Raw genomic sequence first — 21,134 nt, forward strand, 5'->3', positions numbered from 1 at the left:
GATCGTATAACAGAGCTTGTCTTAAGCTCAAAATTCAATGCTAGCGAGAATTTTCATTCTCTTTAAAACATTCACTCGTTGTTCAGTTTTCAAAGGACAATTCTTGCATTATTTTGTCTTGCTTGTCCGCATCCAATTTAGCAGCGCGGAATTTCAATATATCATATTCCTTCGTCACTTGCAAGCTTTTTTTGAAATTATTTTTTCAAGCTTTGCTTGCTAGCCAGCCTGTCTTTTGGCCGGAAGACCAATATAGCACGATTAAAAACAGATTGCAAGTACTTAATAGCATTTTTTTATTATAACCATTCTTCCCGAAATAATTACAGCCTCAAGACAAAATCCATAAAGACCGGATCCGTCTGAGGCTGTGTCTTTTCCAACGTTGACTACGTGCTGACACCAATAGCTTGAGCAGCAGCCAGCTCCTGTTGAAACTCATTATGGATATGTCCATTCGAAGCCAAGATATTGCGAACTCCTAATGTATAGGGATTACCTGAAGTATCAGTAACCGTTCCTCCCGATTCACTAATTAACAATGAACCAGCTGCAATATCCCAGGAATTCAACCCTATTTCCCAAAACCCGCTAAGCCGTCCGGCCGCAACATAAGCCATATGCAAAGCCGCAGATCCGGCGACACGGATGTTGCGTACTTTTGGAGTAAGGGCCTGAACACCTTGAAGGTTAATAGGCAGCGCGTGTGAACGATCGGCAGGGAATCCCGTGGCAATCAAGCTATCGGACAGCTTGCTCTCCGAGGATACACGCATCCGTCTTCCTTTGACATAAGCGCCTTTGCCTTTTTCCGCTACGAACAGCTCGTCATGAATCGGGTTGTACACTACACCGACAATGACTTCACCTTTGTGAGCAAGAGCAATCGAAACGCTAAAGAATGGAAACCCATGCACAAAATTAGTCGTACCATCCAGCGGATCTACAATCCATAAATACTCGGCATCACTTACTTCTTCCAAAGCTTTGGTTGAAGCTGCGGGGCCAGGCTCAACGCCCTCCTCGCCAAGAATGGAATGATGCGGAAAATGAGTTTGTATTAAGTTGCGAATCATCGTCTCAGCACCCTTGTCCACTTCCGTAACAAGATCATGAGGGGAATATTTCATATGTAAGCTGTTGAAATCCCCTAATTTGCTCTGGATCCATTCACCAGCTTTGGATGCGGTATTAATGGCCACAGCGGTAAAATTTTTACTTCCTACAATAAAGGATGTATTGCTTTCGTTAGCCATTTTAGAATCATTCCTTTTCTTCCCTTATAAATAAAGGGTTTGCAATTACAATCAGTATAGTTAATATACGGTTTAAAAGCTACAGAGTTTCACCCAAATAATGCTGGTGTTTATGACAAATCAACAAACTTCCCCGGTTCTTGGCCTTACTTATGGAAGAACATTGAAGCCCAAGGCAAACCAGATTCCCGTAAATACAAAAACCCTTCTGCTGCATTCGCAAAAGGGTCCTGTACTTTCGGATAAATTATACGCCTACGATATGATAGCCATTATCTACGTAAATAACTTCGCCAGTAATTCCGCGTGAAAGATGACTCATGAGGAACATCGCCGTATCCCCTACTTCCGCCACTTCCGTTGTGCGTCTCATAGGAGCCTTCTCTTCTACTGTTCTCAAGATGGAATTGAAATCTTTAATGCCTTTTGCGGCAAGGGTACGGATCGGTCCTGCAGAAATCGCATTGACGCGCACATTATATTGACCAAGATCATTCGCTAAGTAACGTACGCTTGCTTCTAATGCCGCCTTGGCTACACCCATAACATTGTAGTTTTTCATTGCGCGTTCAGCACCCAGATAAGTCATTGTCATGATGCTGCCGCCCTCTGTCATCAGAGGATACAAGCGCTGTGCAACAGCTACAAGAGAATATGCGCTAATGTCGTGAGCCAAAGCAAAGCCGTCACGCGAGGTACCTACGAACAAGCCTTCAAGCTCTTCAGTTTTAGCAAACGCAATACTATGTACTAGTCCGTGCAATACACCAAAGTGCTCTCTTACTGCTGAAGCCAATGTCTCGATTTCCGTATCTACCGTTACGTTGCAAGGCAAAACTACAGAGTTTGGAATCGTATCAGCCAGTTTGCGTACGCGTTCCTCTACTCTCTCGCTTTCATAAGTAAAAGCCAAACGCGCACCTTGTGCAGCCAAAGACTGGGCAATAGCCCATGCAATACTGCGATCATTGGCAACACCCATAACCAGTATATTTTTACCGTTCAATAGTTGAGTCATGAAACAAAAGTCCCCTCTCCGAAATAAAATGAGGCTTGTCAATCTTACTTCATTCTCAAAGTACCCCATTTTTACCAATATTTCAAGAGAGAAAAGCATGAACCTGAACAAAAAGAGACCTATCATCGTTTTTCACCCTATGGCTTAAAAGTACAACGGAAATTAGGCTTTGCTATTCCCATTTACTGCTTGAATCAAACCTCAAAAGACGCTTGATTCAATACTTTAACGCCTTCATAGACGCTTAGATCCTCCATAAGCTTTAATAAAGCTTCGTCTTTCTTTTTGGCCTCGATCATTACATCCAGCCTCGGAGTGAGCGGTGCAACAGATTGAAGAAAAGCAAGCAAAACCGGTGCGTCAATATAGTCGGCATGGCTTCTCGGGTCTTTGTCATTCTTCGGGCTGGAGACATGGATTTTAGGCGGCAGCGGTTGATCCGAGGCTTGTGCTTTTTCATTGCGCCATGTATGCAGAACACGAGGCCACAGCTCCGCCGGCTCTTCCTGTCCTTCTTCATGATTCACCTGATGATGATGAATATCTAGCACCATGGGTGCTCCAACTTCCTCGCATATTTGCAGCGTCTCTAATGCAGTGAAGGTTTTGTCATCGTTCTCGAGTGTTAGTCGACGGCTAATTCGGCCAGGGAGATTAGTGAATCTTTCTATAAATCGATTGGTAGCCGTTGCTTTATTGCCATAGGTGCCTCCCACATGGATGTTGCACTTGGCCGATTCGTCCAGCCCCATAGCCTCCAGCATAGTCACATGACGATCTAAATCTCCTAAGGAGTTGCGAAGCACCTCCTCACGCGGGGTACTTAACACAGTAAAATGATCCGGATGAAAGCTGAGCCGCATGGCATGTTCTTTTGCATAGCTCCCAAGCTCATTAAAGCTGTCGCGCAGAACTGGCATCGGGTCCCAGCCCTCGAGCGACTCATGACCGAGAAGGGGAATCAGCTTGGAGGAGCAGCGGTACATCTCGATATCATAAGCCCGGTTATGCTTCAATAGTCTGAGAGTGTTGTGGATATTTTCCATGGCTATCCGTTCAAGCTTACGAATCGCAGCTTCTCTATCCTCCAGCTTGTTGAAGTTCGTTGCGGTCATGGTTTTGGAAGGGGACGCATTGGATACGAACATCGACATCGCAACATAGCCAAGACGAACGATCATAGAGCTATTCACACTCCTAGTCATGAACTTAAACTAGAAGCTAGGTTACCCTTAACCCGACCGGGCTATGAGGAATGGGAATTGTCCCTTCTTTTGAAAAGTTGTCGGACAAAACAAAAAACATCTTCCCGTACGGAAAGATGTTCTTAATGTACTGAAATTATGAATGGTTCAGGCCAAAAAACATTTCATGGGCTAAAGCGGTTTGAACCCGCGCTTCTTCCTCAGTTAGTCTGCGCACAAGCTCCATTTCGACTTGAGTCACTTCCTCGCCCTGAAAGTTTATTTCTGCGATAGAAGCTACGATTTTTACGATTGCGATTGCTTTATTGTCGGGTGAATAAGCAATAACCATCTGTCCTGTCGGAAATACACGGAAGCCGCTTTTTACCATTTTGCCTCTACCGTATTCCAAAAGCTCATACAGCTCCTGTTCGGATTTGAACTTACAGACAGAATTAAATTCCGTTTGAAATCCCATTCGTGGTCCTCCTTATGAAGTGTTAAGTGCCGTTTAGGATAGCATACTTATTCTACGTCGAAAGAATACTGAAGCCGTTGCTTCTCCTCATAACGCTGCAATGCAAGAGTAATAAGATCGTCCAGCAGCTGCTGATAGGATTTACCAGTTTCTTTCCACAGCAGAGGATACATACTGTACGGAGTAAAGCCAGGCATCGTATTGATCTCATTAATATAAATCAGATTGTCTTCTCTTCTTAAAAAGAAGTCTACGCGGGACAAGCCTGACCCATCCACAGCCTGGAAGGCGCGGACTGCCAGCTCACGGATTTGATCCGACAGCTCTTGCGGAATCTGTGCAGGAATAACCATGGATGATTTTCCATCAATATATTTGGCTTTATAATCATAAAATTCATTGGATGAGACGATTTCTCCTACTACCGAGGCCTTAGGATCATCATTGCCAAGCACAGCCACTTCGACTTCCCGGGCATCGATGTTTTCCTCAACAATAACTTTGCGGTCGAATTGGAACGCCGTTTGGATAGCTGCAACCAGCTCATCCCGGTTTTTGGCTTTGCTGATCCCAACGCTGGAACCAAGATTAGCAGGCTTGACAAAGCAAGGATAGCCTATGGAAATCTCAATTTCCATTAGAAAGAACGCCTGATCCTTCTCCCATTGAGTTTTCGTAAAATGACGGAAGACACATTGTGGGAGTCCTTCTTGGGCAAATACCTTTTTCATCATAACTTTGTCCATGCCAACGGAGGAAGCTAGTACACCAGCTCCAACGTAAGCGATGTTAGCCATTTCCAGCAGGCCTTGAATTGTACCATCCTCGCCGAAAGTACCATGAAGAAGCGGAAGTACGACATCAAGCTGTTGGGATGCCCCACCTGCTGATGGATTAGCAGCCGCTACTGAGCTCACCGAAGCCTTGTCTTCCGGCTGAAGCGACGCAAAGAAGGGCTGGAGCGCAAAGGACTGAGCTGGATCCGCCTCATCCTGAAAGGTCAGTGCCGCAACATTTTGAACCGGTCCATTGAGCATAGGCCCTGAGCGCCACTCGCCCTGCTTCGTTATGTAAAATGGTTGAATTTCGTATTTGTTCATATCGAACGCTTGGATTACGGCCATAGCTGTTTGTAGGGACACTTCGTGCTCCCCCGACTTTCCTCCGTAAACTAAGCCGACGCGAATTTTGTCTTTCATAATAACCTCCGAATGGATATGTCATTCACTGCATAGTAAAATCGCTAATCTCGAGGAAGAATATCATTTACAGGAGATCGGCAATATGAAGAAACCGGTATTGGGTTCGTTCCGTCCAGGCTACTGAATCCTTATAGCTCCAATAACGGTGGAAGCTGCTCGTGGTATGTGCATTGACTAATGGCATGCCGTTCTCGTCTTTGGCCGTCACAATCGTGCTGTGCTGAAAGCGGCCGTTGCCGTCCCAGTCATAGCTTATAACGTCGCCTAGCTCCAACATCTCAGCTTGAGGCACTTCCTCAGCGGTCAGACCATTGCGATTCAACAATAGATATCGCTGCAGACCATGAGCGACAGCCCAGCTATAGCTCCATAACTCTTGACCGTTATAACGGCCCTTGTACCACCATCCGGAATCCCTTTTCCCAGTATAGTGCATTGGCGCCCCGCCTGCAAAGAGGCATTGGGATATATAATTGCTGCAATCAACTTCAAATTCAATATAGGCCGGGTTTCCTTTATCCCACCACATATCTGCATATTGTACGGCTTTGGCACGGTCATAGACCGCTTTCCTGTTCCCCGGCTCCAAATAAGGGAGGATATTATAATTCAAATAAGGCATGGACGGGGATTTGGCTGTGCCGTAATCATTAACATATTCCGAAGTCTCATACGAGCCTTCTTGACCAGCAGAGTGAAGCTGATTCCGCTCTGAGCCAAGCGCTTCAATGCTTACGATATACCATTTGCCGTCCAGCTCTTCTAGTTGAACTCGCTCAGTTTCCAGTCGTTGCTCTTCATGATCCTGTGTTCCGATAGAACCTACCGATGTACGACGGAGCCTGATATTAGCGATCACTTTCTCCGCTTGTTCATGCGCATGCAATATCGACAGTCGGGTCTCGCTTTTAGCTGGAAAGAAACATCGATCTTGATCGGAATGCGACGTTCGAGCCAGCCGTTTAATCTGAGCTTGCAAATAGCTTCTATCTGTTACAAAAGGCAGCAAAGGCTCAACAGAATAATCCATATCCATTTGATTTTTGTGATGAACATAATCATAGAGCGTTGTTTTCCATGACATGCGGGCTACCTCCATTAATATGAAATGGCTGACTGAAATCCCCCAGAACTAAAGCAAACCATAAGAGCTATAACTCGCATCAAGCTGACATCCGATATGCGTCTAAAGCTACCGTTCTAGGGGATTTCGGATAAACTTCTCTTCTGCATCGAAAGGAGTTTAGATATCCCTTTTTCTGGAGGCAGCCCCCGGTATGAACAACAACAAGTCTAATGCCTTGAATAGTTATCCAAAAGGCAGATGGGACATGCTCTGACGCACCTGTTTATCACTCTCAATATATGAGCAATTGGTGCCAAAAATGATTGAATTTGACCTTTACGTAGGGCCATTCAGCATGTATACTTAGTGTATAGCAATTATGAAATCATGTTTCATCAAGTGAAACATTTTGTGGTTTCAGCTTACTTTTGACTACCTAAGGAGGAATAAACACTCATGGCTAAAAAAGACCATTACTCGGTCCGCAAAGCGCTTGATGTAAAAGGTAAAACATACCAATATTACAGCTTGCCTGGACTTGAAGAGCAAGGCCTTGGCAACATTTCCGCACTTCCTTTCTCCATTAAAGTGCTTCTGGAAGCAGCTGTCCGCCAATTCGACGGCAGAGCAATCACTCCTGAGCATGTAAAACAAATTGCCAACTGGGCAAAAGAACGTGAAGAGAAAGAAATTCCTTTCATTCCTGCACGTATCGTTCTACAAGATTTCACCGGCGTACCGGTTGTCGTTGACTTGGCGGCAATGAGAGATACCATGAAAAAATCCGGCGGAGATCCTAAACGGATTAACCCACTGGTTCCAGTAGATTTGGTTATTGACCACTCTGTTATGGTTGATGCTTTCGGAACTCCAAGCGCTTTGGACACGAACATCAATATTGAATTTGAGCGTAACGAAGAGCGTTACCGTTTCTTGCGTTGGGCACAAACGGCATTTGATAACTTCCGTGCTGTTCCTCCTTCAACAGGTATCGTTCACCAAGTTAACTTGGAGTACCTGGCATCCGTAGCAGCTACTAAAGTTGTAGATGGCGAAATGGAAGTATATCCTGACTCTCTCGTAGGTACAGACTCCCATACAACTATGATCAACGGTCTTGGTATCGTAGGTTGGGGCGTTGGCGGTATCGAGGCAGAAGCAGGCATGCTCGGACAACCTTTGTACTTCGTAACACCTGAAGTTATCGGTTTCAAATTGACAGGCACATTGCCAGAAGGTGCAACTGCAACTGACTTGGCTCTGACTGTTACTCAAATGCTTCGTAAAAAAGGCGTTGTAGGTAAGTTCGTTGAGTTCTACGGCCCTGGTTTGAGCAATATCAGCTTGGCTGACCGTGCTACTGTAGCTAACATGGCACCTGAGTATGGCGCAACTATCGGTTTCTTCCCAGTTGACTCCGAGTCCTTGAACTACTTGAGAGGCACTGGCCGCGAAGAAGATCAAATCGCATTGGTTGAAGCTTACTATAAAGCACAAGGCATGTTCCGTACGGACGAAACTCCAGACCCTGTATTTTCCGATAAAATTGAGCTTGACCTTTCCTCCGTTGTACCTAGCTTGGCAGGTCCTAAGCGTCCTCAAGACCGCGTAGAGCTGACAGCTATGAAGGAATCGTTCAACTCAATCGTTCGCACGCCAATTGAAAAAGGCGGATACGGCTTGAGCGACGAAAAAATCGCAGAAGTTGTTGATGTAAAACATCCAAGTGGCGAAGTAACTAAAATGGGTACTGGCGCTGTTGTTATCGCGGCTATCACAAGCTGTACGAACACTTCCAACCCAAGCGTTATGCTAGGAGCAGGTCTTGTTGCTAAAAAAGCGGTAGCTCGCGGTTTGAAAAAACCAGCTTACGTAAAAAGCAGCTTGACTCCAGGTTCCCTTGTTGTTACTGAGTACTTGAAAAATGCAGGCTTGTTGGAATCTCTTGAAGCTTTGGGCTTCCACGTAGCAGGCTACGGCTGTGCAACCTGTATCGGTAACTCCGGTCCATTGCCTGACGAAGTAGGTCAAGCCATTGCCGACAACGATATGACGGTAGCAGCTGTATTGTCCGGTAACCGTAACTTTGAAGGCCGTGTTCACGCTCAAGTAAAAGCTAACTACCTGGCTTCCCCGCCGTTAGTTGTTGCTTATGCTTTGGCAGGAACTGTGAACATCGACCTGGCTAACGATCCAATCGGATACGACCAAGCTAACCAACCGGTTTACTTGAAAGATATTTGGCCATCTAAAGATGAGATCCAAGAAGCGATCACTACTGCAATGAGCCCTGATATTTACCGTGATAAATATTCCAACGTATTCCGTGCTAATGAGCGTTGGAATGCGATCGACGTACCGGAAGGCGAGCTGTACGAGTGGGATGAAAAATCCACTTATATCGCTAATCCTCCGTTCTTCGAAAACCTGGGTGCAGGTATCTCCGATATCGCCGACATCAAAGGTGCAAGAACATTGGCATTGCTGGCAGATTCCGTAACAACGGACCATATCTCCCCTGCCGGTAACATCAAAGCGGATAGCCCTGCTGGTAAATTCTTGATCGAGCATGGCGTGAAGAAAGAAGATTTCAACTCCTACGGTTCCCGCCGTGGTAACCATGACGTGATGATGCGCGGTACATTCGCCAACATCCGTATTCGTAACCAAGTGGCTCCTGGTACCGAAGGTGGCGTAACAACTTACCTGCCGACTGGTGAAGTGGAATCCATCTATGATGCTTCCATGAAATATCAAGAACAAGGCACTAACCTTGTTGTTATCGCTGGTAAAGAGTACGGAACCGGAAGCTCCCGTGACTGGGCTGCTAAAGGTACATTCCTGCTTGGCGTTAAAGCCGTTATCGCAGAAAGCTTCGAGCGTATTCACCGTTCCAACCTCGTGGGCATGGGCGTATTGCCTCTTCAATTCCATGAAGGCCAAGGCTGGAAAACACTTGGTATCACAGGTACTGAGACTTTCGACATCTCTGGCTTGAACAACGATGTACAACCAGGACAAAATGTCACTGTAACAGCTACACGTGAAGACGGCAGCAGCTTCACCTTCGAAGTTAGCGTTCGTCTGGACAGCATGGTGGATGTGGACTACTACCGTAATGGCGGTATCCTGCAAACTGTATTGCGTCAAATCATGGCTTAAGTTTCAGCCTAACTATAGTTACAGAAAAAGCCCCCTTCGGGGCTTTTTTTGCGTTCAAGGCGTGTTTAAAGTTCTACCCAGCCTATGAATGAGAACTTTGTCCTATTTTTCAAGTCACTTATTCATTATCCTTCTAAAGTAGTCGATAAAATAACGAAATCTTATTTACATATTGACACCAGAGGAGACTAAACATATGTGGCTGAAAAAATTGCTTGTTCTATCCGTCGGTAAAAAGCTGTACCTTTCTTTTACTCTGATGCTGATACTACTGATGGTTATGGGCTTTACAGGGTTAAATAAAATTGCACTTGTACAGTCGAAAACAAATGAGATTACGAGCTCTTGGCTTGAAGGTGTAGAAACGATTAATAATATTAACTACTTGACGGAGCATGTTCTCTCCTCGCAATTCGCCATCATGAGCGAACCGGATTCCACCCAAAAAACTCAGCTCATTCAAAAATCGGATCAATCCTTCGAAGCCATTGACCAATCTTTCGCTCGGTACCGCAAGAGCTTTGTCAGCGATGAAGATCAAAAGTTGTTCGAATCCCTTGAAAACGAATGGAATAATTATCGCAAGGTATTTACCGAGGCCATAACCCTCTCGACGGAAGTGAATCTTATTACCGGTTCCGGTAATAAAGGTAAAGAAATCGATGCTATTATCGATAAATCACAAGAGCATTTTGACAAAATGCAGCAAAAAATAGATCTTCTCGTTAAGCTTAATCATAACGGAGCCATCCAAGCAAAAAATGAAAGCCAAACTATCTACAGTTCAGCGTTAACTGGCTCGGTTGCCATTATGATCTTATCCGTCTTATTAGGGGTAGGCTTGGCCTTTGTCATCACAAGAAATATTTCAAGACCGGTCCGGATTGTTTCGGAGCAACTGCAAAAAGTAGCTAAAGGCGATCTAACCGTTGAAAAGGTTCATGTAAGAAATAAAGATGAGATTGGATTGCTGGTCACCTCGTTGAACCATATGGTCAATAATCTCAAGCAAACCATACTGAACATTCAAGATACCTCCTCCATCGTTGCTGCTTCCTCTGAGCAATTATTGGCAAGCTCCGAGCAAAGTGCAGAAGCTAGCAAGCATATTGCCTTATCCATTCAGGAGGTTGCTCACGACTCTGAGAATCAGGTGCAGAGCGGCGAGGAGTCAAGCCGGGCGATGGAAGAAATGGCTGTGGGTATTCAGCGGATAGCCGAAACAAGCTCAGAGGTATCTGAGCTGTCCCTCGAAGCATCCAATCAAGCTGATCTCGGTAATCAATCCATTCAAGGCGTTATCCAGCGAATGGAAACCATCAGCGATTCCGTAGAACAAGCCGGTGAGGACATTAAACAGCTCGCACAGCACTCCGACAGTATCGGGAATATTATCAGCCTCATCGGAGATATAGCGGCGCAAACCGGCCTTCTGGCCCTTAACGCCGCTATTGAATCGGCAAGAGCTGGCGAGCACGGACGTGGATTTGCCGTGGTTGCTGGTGAAGTGAAGAAGTTAGCCGAACAATCTACGAGGTCCGTTCAAGAAATTAGTGACATTATTGAGCAAATTCAGAAGGATACGTTGAAGGCTGTGGGTACTATGAACCAAAGCTTGGCGCAGGTGCATGGAGGAATGGATGCGGTGCAGGACGCCAATCAAAAGTTTCAGCTTATTGTTCAAGCGTCTCAGATGGTTTCCGAAAAAATTCAAGAGGTTGCCGCGGCAGCACAGCAAATGGCGGCAAGCTCAGAAGAGGTATCGGCATCGGTTACAGAAATGGGCGGCATCGCCAAGCATGCAGCCGTAGCTTCTCAGACGGTCGCCGCTTCAACGGAGGAGCAGCTAGCTTCCGTCGATGAAATCGCGTCATCCGCTCACGCGTTAAGCAAGATCGCACAGGACTTGGCAGACTCGGTGAGCCAGTTCAAAATAAATCACTAGTAATAGATCTAATCGCAGCCACGCCTTACACAAGCAAATAACGCAGCAGCCTTTGGAACTATCCATCGACCGCTGCGTTATCTCTTTTATATAACCATCTTACCCATGCGTCGAGCCGCTTCCATTAGAACCGGCGCATGCTCCATCATTTTCTCCAAGGTAAGACGGTTGGATGGGCCACTCACCGCAAGGGCGGCGACAAGTCGATGCGCCCCGTTCAATATGGGCACTGCTACAGCCGCAGCGCCGGGTTCCCGCTCCTCTACGCTTGTCGCGAAACCAAGCATCTTCGCCTCAGCCAGCTGCTGCTTAAAGGATCCTTGATCCAGACTTGCCGGCCAGCCTGGGCTTGTCAGCAGCGCTTCCTGTACCTCAGGCTCTGCAAATGCAACGAGGATCTTACTCGATGCACCTACATACAGCGGCATTCTTGCACCGATTGGGGCTACACGCCGAATGGCCTGATTGCTCTGTACAGCTTGGACACGTACGCGTTCAAAACGATCGCTGACGTATAGGCTGATGGTTTCGTCAAGCTGGTCGCGAAGCCGTTCCATTTCCGGCAAGAAGATCTGTGCAGGATCATCGCTATGCGTCAAATTGGCGGACAGCTCCCATATGCGGAAGCCAAGCCGATACTTATCCGAGGATGGATCACGTATGATGAAGCCCTTGCCTTCCAAAGAGGCCAGCAGCCTATGCACCGTGCTTTTATGCAGCGATACACGTAATGCTATTTCCGTTAAACTTAAATCCGATGAATCTGCAAAACAAAGCAATATATCTAACGCGCGTTCCACCGCACGTACCGTTAATTTGCCATCTTCCATCTGCTATTCCCTCAACTTTCGGTTTCACTTGATGAAACTTAGTTACGTATAGTATAACTCATATCCCTTCGTATCGTAAAGTATATAATTCATCCATCCAGCGCTCCTATTAACACCAATCAAACGACTTCCTTCTACTTTCCCCATTCTGGCACACAAACAGCCCTGACCAAAGCAGATCAGGGGCTATTTTCTTAGTCCTTTTATCCCTTGTCTGTCGAGCGCATTCGAGATGAATTGCTGTTCTGCGCATCCAGACTCTCGTCTTCGTACTCTGACAACCACAGCCTACTCATAGCTATAACAAACATTAGAACGACCAGAAGTATACCCGCAAGCAGCCTGCCCTGAATTTCAAAGTAAATGATCAACGGGATACAAATCATTAGAAGACAATAAAGTAGCCTGCCTCCCCATTTGGCCATTTTCCGCTTCACTGTCTCTCCCCCATTTGCTGTTGATTGTAATTATTGTATTCATACAAACAAGCTTTAGGACTGAATCCGGAAAACGAATCATAAGGTCAATTCTATTAATTACATGAATTATATTGCATATTAACCATTTTAAAGGAGGTATTTCCTTTCTATTGTTACATCCATATTACAGCTAGTTTACATTTTTCGCGGACAATTGACGGCTATAGCACTGGCATTTTACTATAGAATTAAGAGTAAAGTCATGAACGTCCATCCCTATTTCTCCGTATGGAAATGAGTTACTCGTACCCAAGTCATCTAAGACTATAAAGGAGGGATTTCGATGGAACCGAACCCTATGTCTCCTGTTCCTTTAACTACTGCTACAACTCAAGTTGAAATCGCTGTCAAACAGCCCTCCATTGCCAGACGAAGAGTCAAAAGTATTCTGATCATCCTTCTATCGGCTCTGCTCCTATTTGTCAGTCTGGTCATGGCTTTTCATGCATACATTGCTTGGACGCTGGCCCGGCCGCATATTGATCCGTTAAAATCTAATCCGACCGCCGCTATTGGCGTTTCGTATCAGAATATCCAGTTCCCGAGTCTTAACAATAGCTCGATTCTTGATGGATGGTATATCCCAGCTGCCGGATCGACAGCCTCTACCAAAACAGTTGTATTTTCTCATGGATATGGCGGAAACCGCGAAGAAATATGGGTTCCTCTCTATGATCTGGCCAAAGAGCTGCATCAACAAAATTATAATGTCGTAATGTTCGACTATGGTTTTGTCCAACCCAAGGAAAGTGTGACCGGGGGCATTCGTGAATCGCAGGAGCTGCTTGGTGCTGTAAAATATGCAAGGGAGCATGGAGCAAAGCAAGTGTATGTATGGGGCTTCTCTATGGGGGCCGGAACGGCTTTGCAAGCCGCTTTGCTGAGCGATGATATCGATGGTATGATCCTGGATAGCACATTCATACTAGAACCTGATACGGTTTATCACAATATGAAGCAGGTTGCCGATCTGCCTAAGTTTCCAACCCAGCCGCTCGTCTATTTGTTCTTCCCGTTAATTAATGGGGTGAGTTTAAATCAGATTCCGTACAATCAGGTCAAAGAGACCAAGTACAATATCCCTATTTTCTTTATTCACGGTAAACAAGACTTGAAGGCACCATATGAAATGGCACAGGAGATTTTTCAAAACCAACCGCCGAATTCTGGCTCGCAGCTATGGCTTCTGCCTAAGGATAGTCATGAGTTGATCTACAGAGCACATCCTAAAACTTATTTAAGCCTCACCATGGGCTTTCTGAGAACTTTATCTTCTTCCCACGACAAGTTGGAGGCTGCGCAGTAACAGCCAATAGGCAAAAAAATCCCCCTCTCTTGCTGGTTAATCCAACAAAAAGGGGGATTTTGCTATTCATTATTGCTTGAGAAGCGATAGGAACTCAGCACGAGCTGCCGGGTCCTTACGGAATAATCCGCGAACAGCCGAAGTGACCGTCTTGCTGCCTGGCTTCTTGACACCGCGAGCGCACATACACAAGTGCTCGCCTTCAACAACTACCATACAGCCATGAGGAGCAAGCTCCTCATCGATAATGTCGGCAATTTCCGAAGTAATACGCTCCTGTACTTGCAATCTGCGCGTAATAGCTTCCACTAGTCGCGCGAACTTGCTAAGTCCGGCGATTCTGCCGCTAGGCACGTAGCCGATATGGATTTTTCCGAAGAATGGAGCCATGTGATGCTCACATTGGCTGTAATACACGATATCTTTTACAATAACTAGCTCTTCATGCTTCTCATCGAATGCTACGCCGAGAATGTCCTTGTAATCGGCTTCATAACCTGCGAAAATTTCCTCGTACATCCGGGTTACCCTAGCAGGGGTATCGAGCAGTCCTTCGCGATCAACGTCCTCACCGATCAGACGCAAAATTTCACTGATATGACCTTCTATTAACTCCCGGTTTTCTGTAACTCGGGTGTTTTTGTATTCTTTAGCCGGCATGCTTGATTCCCTCCTCAGAGCTCCGCTTTATGCGAAGCTTGTCCGTAAGATATTCCTTAGTGCTTCTTACTTCTCGCTCTTATCTGAGTTTCGTGTATAGTAAATGAGCATAATTGCCAGGGCTTCGAACAAAGCCCTATTGCCTATCTTCTTTTTGTCTTGCCTCCGAAGTTCTGGTTCTTCATCATTTGCTGAGCTTTTTGCAATTGCTGTTTATTCATGTTGTAGCCCATTTTTTTTGCCATTTCTTGAAGCATTTCCGGGTTATTCTGCATACTTTCTAGTTGTTTACGCAAATAGTAGACACCGGCAAAAAATCCCCCTACTGCCCCTACAATTAAAGTTACAATTGGAATTACATAGTTCCACCACATCGCTGCTTTTTCACCTCATAAGGAAGTTATCATTGTACATAATAGCAAATACTAGTCATTCATACAAATACATATTTTATCCTGCCGCTGTTTACATCAGCACCTGATCAACAAAAACGGTCGTATATTTGGCTAAGTCAATCTCTTTGACCTCAAGCTCACGGTCCGCCATATCTGACTTTATTACGCGTATAACCGGACGGCCTGGCAGTCCTCTATGCTGTCCTACAACAACTCCGGTCTCTTTTGTGGAGAGCTTCACAGATGCCCCAGTTGGGTATACGGATACTGTACGCAAAAAGTGAATCACTATTTCACGATCCAGCTCTGTTCCCGCAAGAGCCATCATGTGCTCACAGGCTTCATGAGGCAGCATGCGCCGTCCCAGGGATAAATCGAATAATAAGTTATCGTATGTGTTTGCAACCGCCGCAATCTTAGCATAGAGATGAATTTGATCTCCAGGAAGCTGTCTCGGAATACCTTCTCCGTCTATTCTCTCATGATGCTGAAAGGCTACGTGAGCAATGAGCAAACTTAATTCGCGTTTATTCTTCAGCATTTCAAACCCGCGCCAAGTATGATGCTTACGCAGATCATCCGATTCGTCATCGGCAATGGATTCGATTTTACCGATATCATGAAGCATGGCACCGATAGCTAGTTCCCGCAATTGCTGGTTAGGCAGCCCCATGTGGATGCCGATTAATACGGACATCATGCATATATTAAGCGCATGCACATACAATTCATTGTCCTTGGTCCTGATATCCGACAATTGAATCAGTACCTCTTTGTTCTTCATGATTTCATCGAGCAAATTGTCTATACTGCCGTTGATAGCGCGTGTATTGACCTCTTTTCCCGAACGGATCGACTCAAACGTTTCCCCCATCCTTTGCATGACGGCTCGCTTCGTTTCTTCAGAAACCATGTCGACAATCTCCACATCCTCAAACTGTGGATCTTTAATATAGAGCATGGTGACGCCGATTCTCTTTAAGGTAGTGATCATGTAAACCGTGAGCTGTACGCCCTCGGAGAGCAGTATGGCGCCGTTTCCCGAAAAAATGGTTCGCCCTAGATACTGCCCCGGTTCGATGCTGTCGATATGTATGTATCTCATTGTTCTCTCCTAAGAGTTTTCCGAAGGAAAACTTTCTTCGTAAGCATAGGCTGAGTTTTCCATAGGAAAACTTTCCTTTTCATTATACCGCATAGCCTTCATGCTGAAGTAGATGTATTTTCACATTCAATCCTCCACCGTATCCAACCAAAGAGCCATCAGCGCCAATAACGCGATGGCAAGGGACGATAATAGGAACCGGGTTGCGGTTATTAGCACCGCCGACAGCGCGGACGGCCTTCTCAGACTGAATGGCTTGTCCAATATCCTTGTACGAGCATACTTGTCCATACGGAATTCGAGTCAATGCTTCCCAAACCTTAATCTGAAACGGCGTTCCGCGCAAATCCAATGAAATATCGAATACCTTCCGTTCGCCAGCAAAATATTGCTCCATCTGCTTCTCCGCATCCACAAGCAATGGCGATGGAGTACAGCTCCACTGTGAAGAACCATACCATCGTTTGGACCACGTCTCAAGCTTGGATCCTGCATCGGCAAATGAACCGAATTCAATATGACACAATCGTTCGCCCGCTGCAGCCAACACCAAGGGTCCGATCGGTGACTGAATTTCAATGTAATTTATGTTCAAGTCGGGCATAAGCTTTGTTCAGCTCCTTAATGACGACTTCATCTTGTTCCCGTTCCATGGCAATAGAAATAGCCTGATACGCTTCCTCTCCACCTATCCTACCCAACGCCCATGCCGCAGCACCGCGAATCTCTGGCCGCTCGTCCTGCTTCAGAAGTCTCTTCAGAGCAGGAACTGCCTCCTGATCCTTGAAATGTCCCAGCCCAAAAATTGCATTGCGTTGGATCGGCTTCCTGCCACGCCATGAGGCTGCGCTCGTACCGAACCGCTCCTTGAACTCACGATTGCTAATATCGAGCAAGGGCAGCAAAAGCGGCTTCGCCTGCTCAGGGTCCGGCTGCAGCTCAGGATGATGCGTCCAATTCTTGCCTTTGTTCTTTGGACATACGATTTGGCATGTATCACATCCATACAGACGATTGCCAATCTTCTCTTTTATCGTGTCGTCCTCCACATGCCCTTTGGTCTGCGTGATGAAGGAGATACATAGCTGCGAATTTAATTGACCCGGACCAACCAACGCCCCCGTCGGACAAGCGTCGATACAGAGCGTACAGTCGCCGCAGCTTTCCGTAACCGGCGCATCCGGCGGCAACGGGAGATTCGTAATCATTTCTCCCAAGTAAACCCATGAACCGAATTCGGGGGTAATAATAGAGCAATTCTTACCGCTCCAGCCAATCCCCGCGCGCTCCGCTACAGCTCGGTCAACAAGAGCTCCGGTATCAACCATGCTCTCCATTCGTGCCTCAGGCACCCGTTCACGAATCCATGCTTCCAGGCGCTGGAGGCGATTTCGCAGCACATGATGGTAATCCTCACCCCAAGCGGAGCGGGAAAGCATCCCTCGATAAGCTCCAGGCTCAGACTTGGGGACATGTGGAAGCTTCGAAGGGTAGGCGATGGCGATGGAAATAATCGATTGGGGTTCCGCAAGGCTTAGAGACGGTTCCGTTCGCTTCTCAAGGTCCGGTTCCTCAAAGCCGGATTCGAAGCCCTGCTCCCGATGCCTCAGCAGTATCGATTTCAACTCCACGAAGGGCTCTGCGCTTGCGATGCCTATTTTATCAATGCCAAGTTGTGATGCCGCCTCCTGCATGTCACGCTTCAGCTGCTGCCAATCCATGTTGCTTATCTCTGCCGCGCCCATCGGCATTCACCTCACCGCCTGAAATAACATATTAGAGGTCCTTCCACTTAGCTACCGGCCACACGATCCATTCCGCACGACCCTCCACTTGGCTCAAAGCAACAGCACCAAAGCTGCGGCTGTCGTAGCTCGCATGGCGATGTCGGTTGTCCCCCATTACGAAAACATGTCCTTCTTCTACTTTATATGAATCGAATCGGCCATCTTCAATAAGTGTATCCGTGTAGGCCTCCTCCGTTTCTTCCCCATTCACGAACAGTTTGCCCTGCCGTATATATACTTCGTCGCCTGCTACGGCTACGACCCTTTTCACAAGATAAGGGTGTTCCGTCTCACTCCCGTCCGGTTCTTTCACCACAACGATATCACCGCGTTTTGGGCCGCTGATCCAAAGTATTGTTTTATTGATGAACAGCCATTCGCCTTCCTCAATCGTCGGCTGCATGGAAGCACCTTTTACCGTGGAAAGATGAAACCCGTATTGATGGATTAGCAGTACGATCAGCAGAGCCACGACAACAGATTTCATCCATTCCCATACTTCGGCTAAAAAGCCGGCCTGATGATCGACGGTTAACGAATCTCCGACCATCTCCCGTTCCGTCTTCTTCTGAGAGAACAAGCCCATGCTACGCCTCCGATCCTTCATCCTTCCACTTTTCCCATTGGTGATAATAGTCCAGCACCCAATCCTCGTTAAAAGGCGCATGGCCCTGCTGGACCCGCTGCAGTAAATCCTGAAGTCCTTGTTTGACCTTAGTATCTACAATAGAGGAGTAATGATAGCAGATTTTATGCCGCTCGTACTCTTCTTGATCCACGATATGCACAGCGCCTCCAGGCATCCGTATAACATCCAGATCATAGTCTATATAAGTAATGACGTTACCGTTAACATAGGGAGGAGAAGCAATATTGCAGTAATAACGTACACCGGAGTCCTCAAGCAAAGCGACAACATTAAACCACTGTTTAGGGATGAAAAAGGAGACACCAGGAATCCGGCTAACCCATTCCTTCCCATCCGCTTCGATGATCTTGGTCTGACTGTTGATAAGGACCAGCATGGACTCCGCTTTGTGCGGCTCACGAAGAAGAGATTCGGGTACACGCGCATTTTCCAGCCATGTCCGATGCAAATGCCCATCATGCTTGAAGCTTTTTATTATATAGGAAGAAAACGTCGCCATGAGGTCCAAACCCTTCTATTTTAACGTACGGTCGACCGGTGTCCTTAATAAACGAAATTCACCGGATGTTCGTCATGAAAGCAATCTTTGTTATAGCATAAACTTATGTTCGATGGCTTTCAAGAGCCTCCCCCAAATCCAGGGAAGTCTCCCAGTTGCTTTTGTTGAAAAATAGTTCATAAAAACAAAAAAGCACAGCCTTTGCTTGACGCAAGCGGGCTATGCCGAAGATATCCGTGCTGTATTAATTGCTCATTCTCATCGGCGTATTAGCCGTTCACTATACTCAAGCGATGCGTGGTCCGTGAAAAGTCTTCCGCCTGGTACCCTGCCGATTCATATACCGGTAGAACCATTTCATTGTGCACGTCCACCGTAATCAGGATACGTCGTACTTTTCTTTGAACAAACCGTTGTCTCATCGATTCAATTAATGCTTTTCCGATTCCTCTGCGTTGGTATTCCTGGCTGACTGCAATACGGTAATAATAGCCGTTATGGTTGTCTATTGTTCCTACAATGACACCCACCATTTGATCGTTCTCAATAGCGACAAGCACCAACTCACTATCCCACGAAAGCTGCCTAGCAAATGCCTCCATGGTCTCCTCATAACAGGCTTCTGACAATACGTTCTTGAACAGCTCGGTAACGGATACGTAATCGGACAATTGAAAGGAACGAACCAGCATCTTTGAACTCTCCCCGCGGCTTGATATGGTTATATTTAAAAATACGACAAATCTCGCAAAATTCCTTCTAAATCTTCGAAAAAAACTCAAAATTTCTTCATAAAATATTAAAAAAACGTTGAAAGCGCTGTTTTTAAAGCGTTTTCATTACATTTACTCCCTATTTCGCCACTTTTAGCGATCATTTTGTTGCTTAATCTCTATTGACATCAAAGGAAATAATAAGTAAAATCATTGAGAATGATTTTCATTATTAATATTTTTAAGGGGAGATCTGTCTTGTTCTTTGCCAAAACCAAGGGTTTAAAAAAACCTTCCGTATGGCTCTTATCCTTACTCAGTGTGATTATATTTCTGGCAGGCTGCGGCCAAAGCACTACTAATAAAGAAGGCGGAAGCGGAACCGCCCCAGCACCTACGAATCAGCCTGATAAAACAGCCAGCAGCACCTCTTACACCGTACAACACGCTATGGGAGAAACCAAGATTACAGGGAAGCCGTCAAGAATTGTTGTTCTGACTAATGAAGGGACTGAAGTACTGCTATCGCTTGGCATTAAGCCTGTCGGAGCCGTTAAATCTTGGTCTGGGACTCCTTTCTATGATCATATTAAGAAAGACCTGGAAGGCGTAGAAGTTGTCGGCGATGAGAATCAGCCTAACCTAGAGGCAATCGCCAAACTTAAGCCCGACTTGATCATCGGTAATAAATTGCGCCAAGAAAAAGTGTACGCTCAACTATCCGCAATCGCACCAACCGTATTTTCTGAAAAAATTAATGCCGACTGGCAAAAGAATTTCAAGCTTTATGCAGAAGCTTTGAATAAAAAAGCCGAAGGCGATCAGCTGCTTGGCAAGCTGGACCAACGTATTGCGGAATTCAAAACCAAAGCCGGCGACAAGCTGAACATGAAAGTGTCTCTAGTGCGTTTTATTCCTGGTAAAACTCGCCTCTACTTTAACGATACATTTGCAGGATTCATGCTTAAGAAAATTGGCTTCCAACGCCCTCAAGCGCAAAACAAAGAAACGTTCGCAGATGAAATCAATAAAGAACGAATCCCTGATATGGAAGGCGATATTTTGTTCTACTATACTTGGGATAACGACAAGCAAGAAGCGAGTCAAGTCGAGAAGGAATGGACCAATGATCCGCTGTGGAAAAACCTGAACGTAGTGAAGAAAGGCAATGTATATAAAGTCAGCGACGATATTTGGAACTCTTCCGGTAGTATTATCTCCGCTAATTTAATGATGGACGATTTGGAGAAAATGGTTCTGAAGAAATAGAAGCATGAAAAAAAGAGGGCGAAATGCCCTCTCAGGCTGTCGAGAAAGTAAGTCTCGACAGCTTTTCTTTTGTTCAGTTAATTCAATACAGCACCGCGTTAATATGGTATAATTATTGTAACATTGATAAC

Annotated in this window: 20 protein-coding genes; 4 read left to right on the forward strand and 16 right to left on the reverse strand. The window is 45.9% G+C overall.

Annotated features, from left to right (window positions below; all coding sequences use genetic code 11):
- Positions 1–389 precede the first annotated feature (389 nt).
- From BP97_RS0129735 to BP97_RS0129760, 6 genes are all read right to left on the reverse strand, one after another.
- Complete coding sequence (locus tag BP97_RS0129735; protein WP_028552370.1) at positions 390–1,256, reverse strand: inositol monophosphatase family protein; 867 nt, start codon at positions 1,254–1,256, stop codon at positions 390–392.
- Between the two features lie 247 nt (positions 1,257–1,503).
- A complete protein-coding gene (fabI, locus tag BP97_RS0129740) occupies positions 1,504–2,274 on the reverse strand; it encodes an enoyl-ACP reductase FabI (protein ID WP_028552371.1) in 771 nt (256 codons plus the stop codon).
- A gap of 194 nt (positions 2,275–2,468) precedes the next feature.
- The gene (uvsE, locus tag BP97_RS0129745) at positions 2,469–3,455 is read right to left on the reverse strand and encodes a UV DNA damage repair endonuclease UvsE (protein ID WP_028552372.1); all 987 of its coding nucleotides are present in this window, start codon (positions 3,453–3,455) and stop codon (positions 2,469–2,471) included.
- Between the two features lie 160 nt (positions 3,456–3,615).
- Positions 3,616–3,936: a hypothetical protein gene (locus BP97_RS0129750; RefSeq protein ID WP_028552373.1), complete on the reverse strand. Its 321-nt coding sequence runs from the start codon at positions 3,934–3,936 to the stop codon at positions 3,616–3,618.
- Between the two features lie 47 nt (positions 3,937–3,983).
- A complete protein-coding gene (locus tag BP97_RS0129755; protein ID WP_028552374.1) occupies positions 3,984–5,135 on the reverse strand; it encodes a D-alanine--D-alanine ligase in 1,152 nt (383 codons plus the stop codon).
- A gap of 67 nt (positions 5,136–5,202) precedes the next feature.
- Complete coding sequence (locus BP97_RS0129760) at positions 5,203–6,222, reverse strand: amidase domain-containing protein (protein WP_028552375.1); 1,020 nt, start codon at positions 6,220–6,222, stop codon at positions 5,203–5,205.
- Positions 6,223–6,660: 438 nt separating this feature from the next.
- On the opposite strand from BP97_RS0129760, the gene acnA reads away from it, so the two are divergent.
- Positions 6,661–9,366, forward strand: coding sequence for an aconitate hydratase AcnA (acnA, locus tag BP97_RS0129765; RefSeq protein ID WP_028552376.1), 2,706 nt, complete (start codon positions 6,661–6,663; stop codon positions 9,364–9,366).
- 196 nt (positions 9,367–9,562) lie between these two features.
- Positions 9,563–11,311, forward strand: a complete 1,749-nt coding sequence (locus tag BP97_RS37870) for a methyl-accepting chemotaxis protein (RefSeq protein ID WP_051621052.1) — start codon at positions 9,563–9,565, stop codon at positions 11,309–11,311.
- Positions 11,312–11,397: 86 nt separating this feature from the next.
- Here BP97_RS37870 and BP97_RS0129775 read toward each other — a convergent pair whose 3' ends face one another.
- Both BP97_RS0129775 and BP97_RS0129780 read right to left on the reverse strand, forming a co-directional pair.
- Positions 11,398–12,141 carry an IclR family transcriptional regulator gene (locus BP97_RS0129775; protein WP_028552377.1) on the reverse strand — a complete coding sequence of 248 codons (744 nt, stop codon included), beginning with the start codon at positions 12,139–12,141 and terminating at the stop codon, positions 11,398–11,400.
- A 203-nt stretch (positions 12,142–12,344) separates the two neighbouring features.
- Positions 12,345–12,578: a hypothetical protein gene (locus BP97_RS0129780; protein WP_028552378.1), complete on the reverse strand. Its 234-nt coding sequence runs from the start codon at positions 12,576–12,578 to the stop codon at positions 12,345–12,347.
- A 325-nt stretch (positions 12,579–12,903) separates the two neighbouring features.
- On the opposite strand from BP97_RS0129780, the gene BP97_RS0129785 reads away from it, so the two are divergent.
- Positions 12,904–13,926 (forward strand): alpha/beta hydrolase, encoded by a 1,023-nt coding sequence (locus BP97_RS0129785; RefSeq protein ID WP_028552379.1) that lies wholly within the window; start codon positions 12,904–12,906, stop codon positions 13,924–13,926.
- Positions 13,927–13,995: 69 nt separating this feature from the next.
- Here BP97_RS0129785 and folE read toward each other — a convergent pair whose 3' ends face one another.
- From folE to BP97_RS0129825, 8 genes are all read right to left on the reverse strand, one after another.
- Complete coding sequence (gene folE, locus BP97_RS0129790) at positions 13,996–14,586, reverse strand: GTP cyclohydrolase I FolE (RefSeq protein ID WP_028552380.1); 591 nt, start codon at positions 14,584–14,586, stop codon at positions 13,996–13,998.
- Positions 14,587–14,729: 143 nt separating this feature from the next.
- Positions 14,730–14,960: a YneF family protein gene (locus tag BP97_RS0129795; RefSeq protein WP_028552381.1), complete on the reverse strand. Its 231-nt coding sequence runs from the start codon at positions 14,958–14,960 to the stop codon at positions 14,730–14,732.
- Positions 14,961–15,051: 91 nt separating this feature from the next.
- Positions 15,052–16,086 carry an HD-GYP domain-containing protein gene (locus BP97_RS0129800; protein ID WP_028552382.1) on the reverse strand — a complete coding sequence of 345 codons (1,035 nt, stop codon included), beginning with the start codon at positions 16,084–16,086 and terminating at the stop codon, positions 15,052–15,054.
- Positions 16,087–16,168: 82 nt separating this feature from the next.
- Entirely contained in the window at positions 16,169–16,690 is a 522-nt protein-coding gene (locus BP97_RS37875) for a methylated-DNA--[protein]-cysteine S-methyltransferase (RefSeq protein WP_036746785.1), read from the reverse strand.
- A complete protein-coding gene (gene queG / locus BP97_RS0129810; RefSeq protein ID WP_028552383.1) occupies positions 16,662–17,837 on the reverse strand; it encodes a tRNA epoxyqueuosine(34) reductase QueG in 1,176 nt (391 codons plus the stop codon). The genes BP97_RS37875 and queG overlap by 29 nt, the downstream gene beginning before the upstream one ends.
- 25 nt (positions 17,838–17,862) lie before the next feature.
- The gene (gene lepB / locus BP97_RS0129815) at positions 17,863–18,459 is read right to left on the reverse strand and encodes a signal peptidase I (RefSeq protein WP_036746786.1); all 597 of its coding nucleotides are present in this window, start codon (positions 18,457–18,459) and stop codon (positions 17,863–17,865) included.
- A 1-nt stretch (position 18,460) separates the two neighbouring features.
- Positions 18,461–19,021: a DUF402 domain-containing protein gene (locus BP97_RS0129820; protein ID WP_028552385.1), complete on the reverse strand. Its 561-nt coding sequence runs from the start codon at positions 19,019–19,021 to the stop codon at positions 18,461–18,463.
- 269 nt (positions 19,022–19,290) lie between these two features.
- Positions 19,291–19,713 carry a GNAT family N-acetyltransferase gene (locus tag BP97_RS0129825; protein ID WP_028552386.1) on the reverse strand — a complete coding sequence of 141 codons (423 nt, stop codon included), beginning with the start codon at positions 19,711–19,713 and terminating at the stop codon, positions 19,291–19,293.
- A gap of 279 nt (positions 19,714–19,992) precedes the next feature.
- Between BP97_RS0129825 and BP97_RS0129830 the strand changes: the two genes are divergently transcribed.
- Entirely contained in the window at positions 19,993–21,003 is a 1,011-nt protein-coding gene (locus BP97_RS0129830; protein WP_028552387.1) for an ABC transporter substrate-binding protein, read from the forward strand.
- The last annotated feature ends 131 nt before the right edge of the window (positions 21,004–21,134 follow it).

The sequence above is a fragment of the Paenibacillus sp. UNC451MF genome (assembly GCF_000686845.1).
GTDB lineage: Bacteria > Bacillota > Bacilli > Paenibacillales > NBRC-103111 > Paenibacillus_S.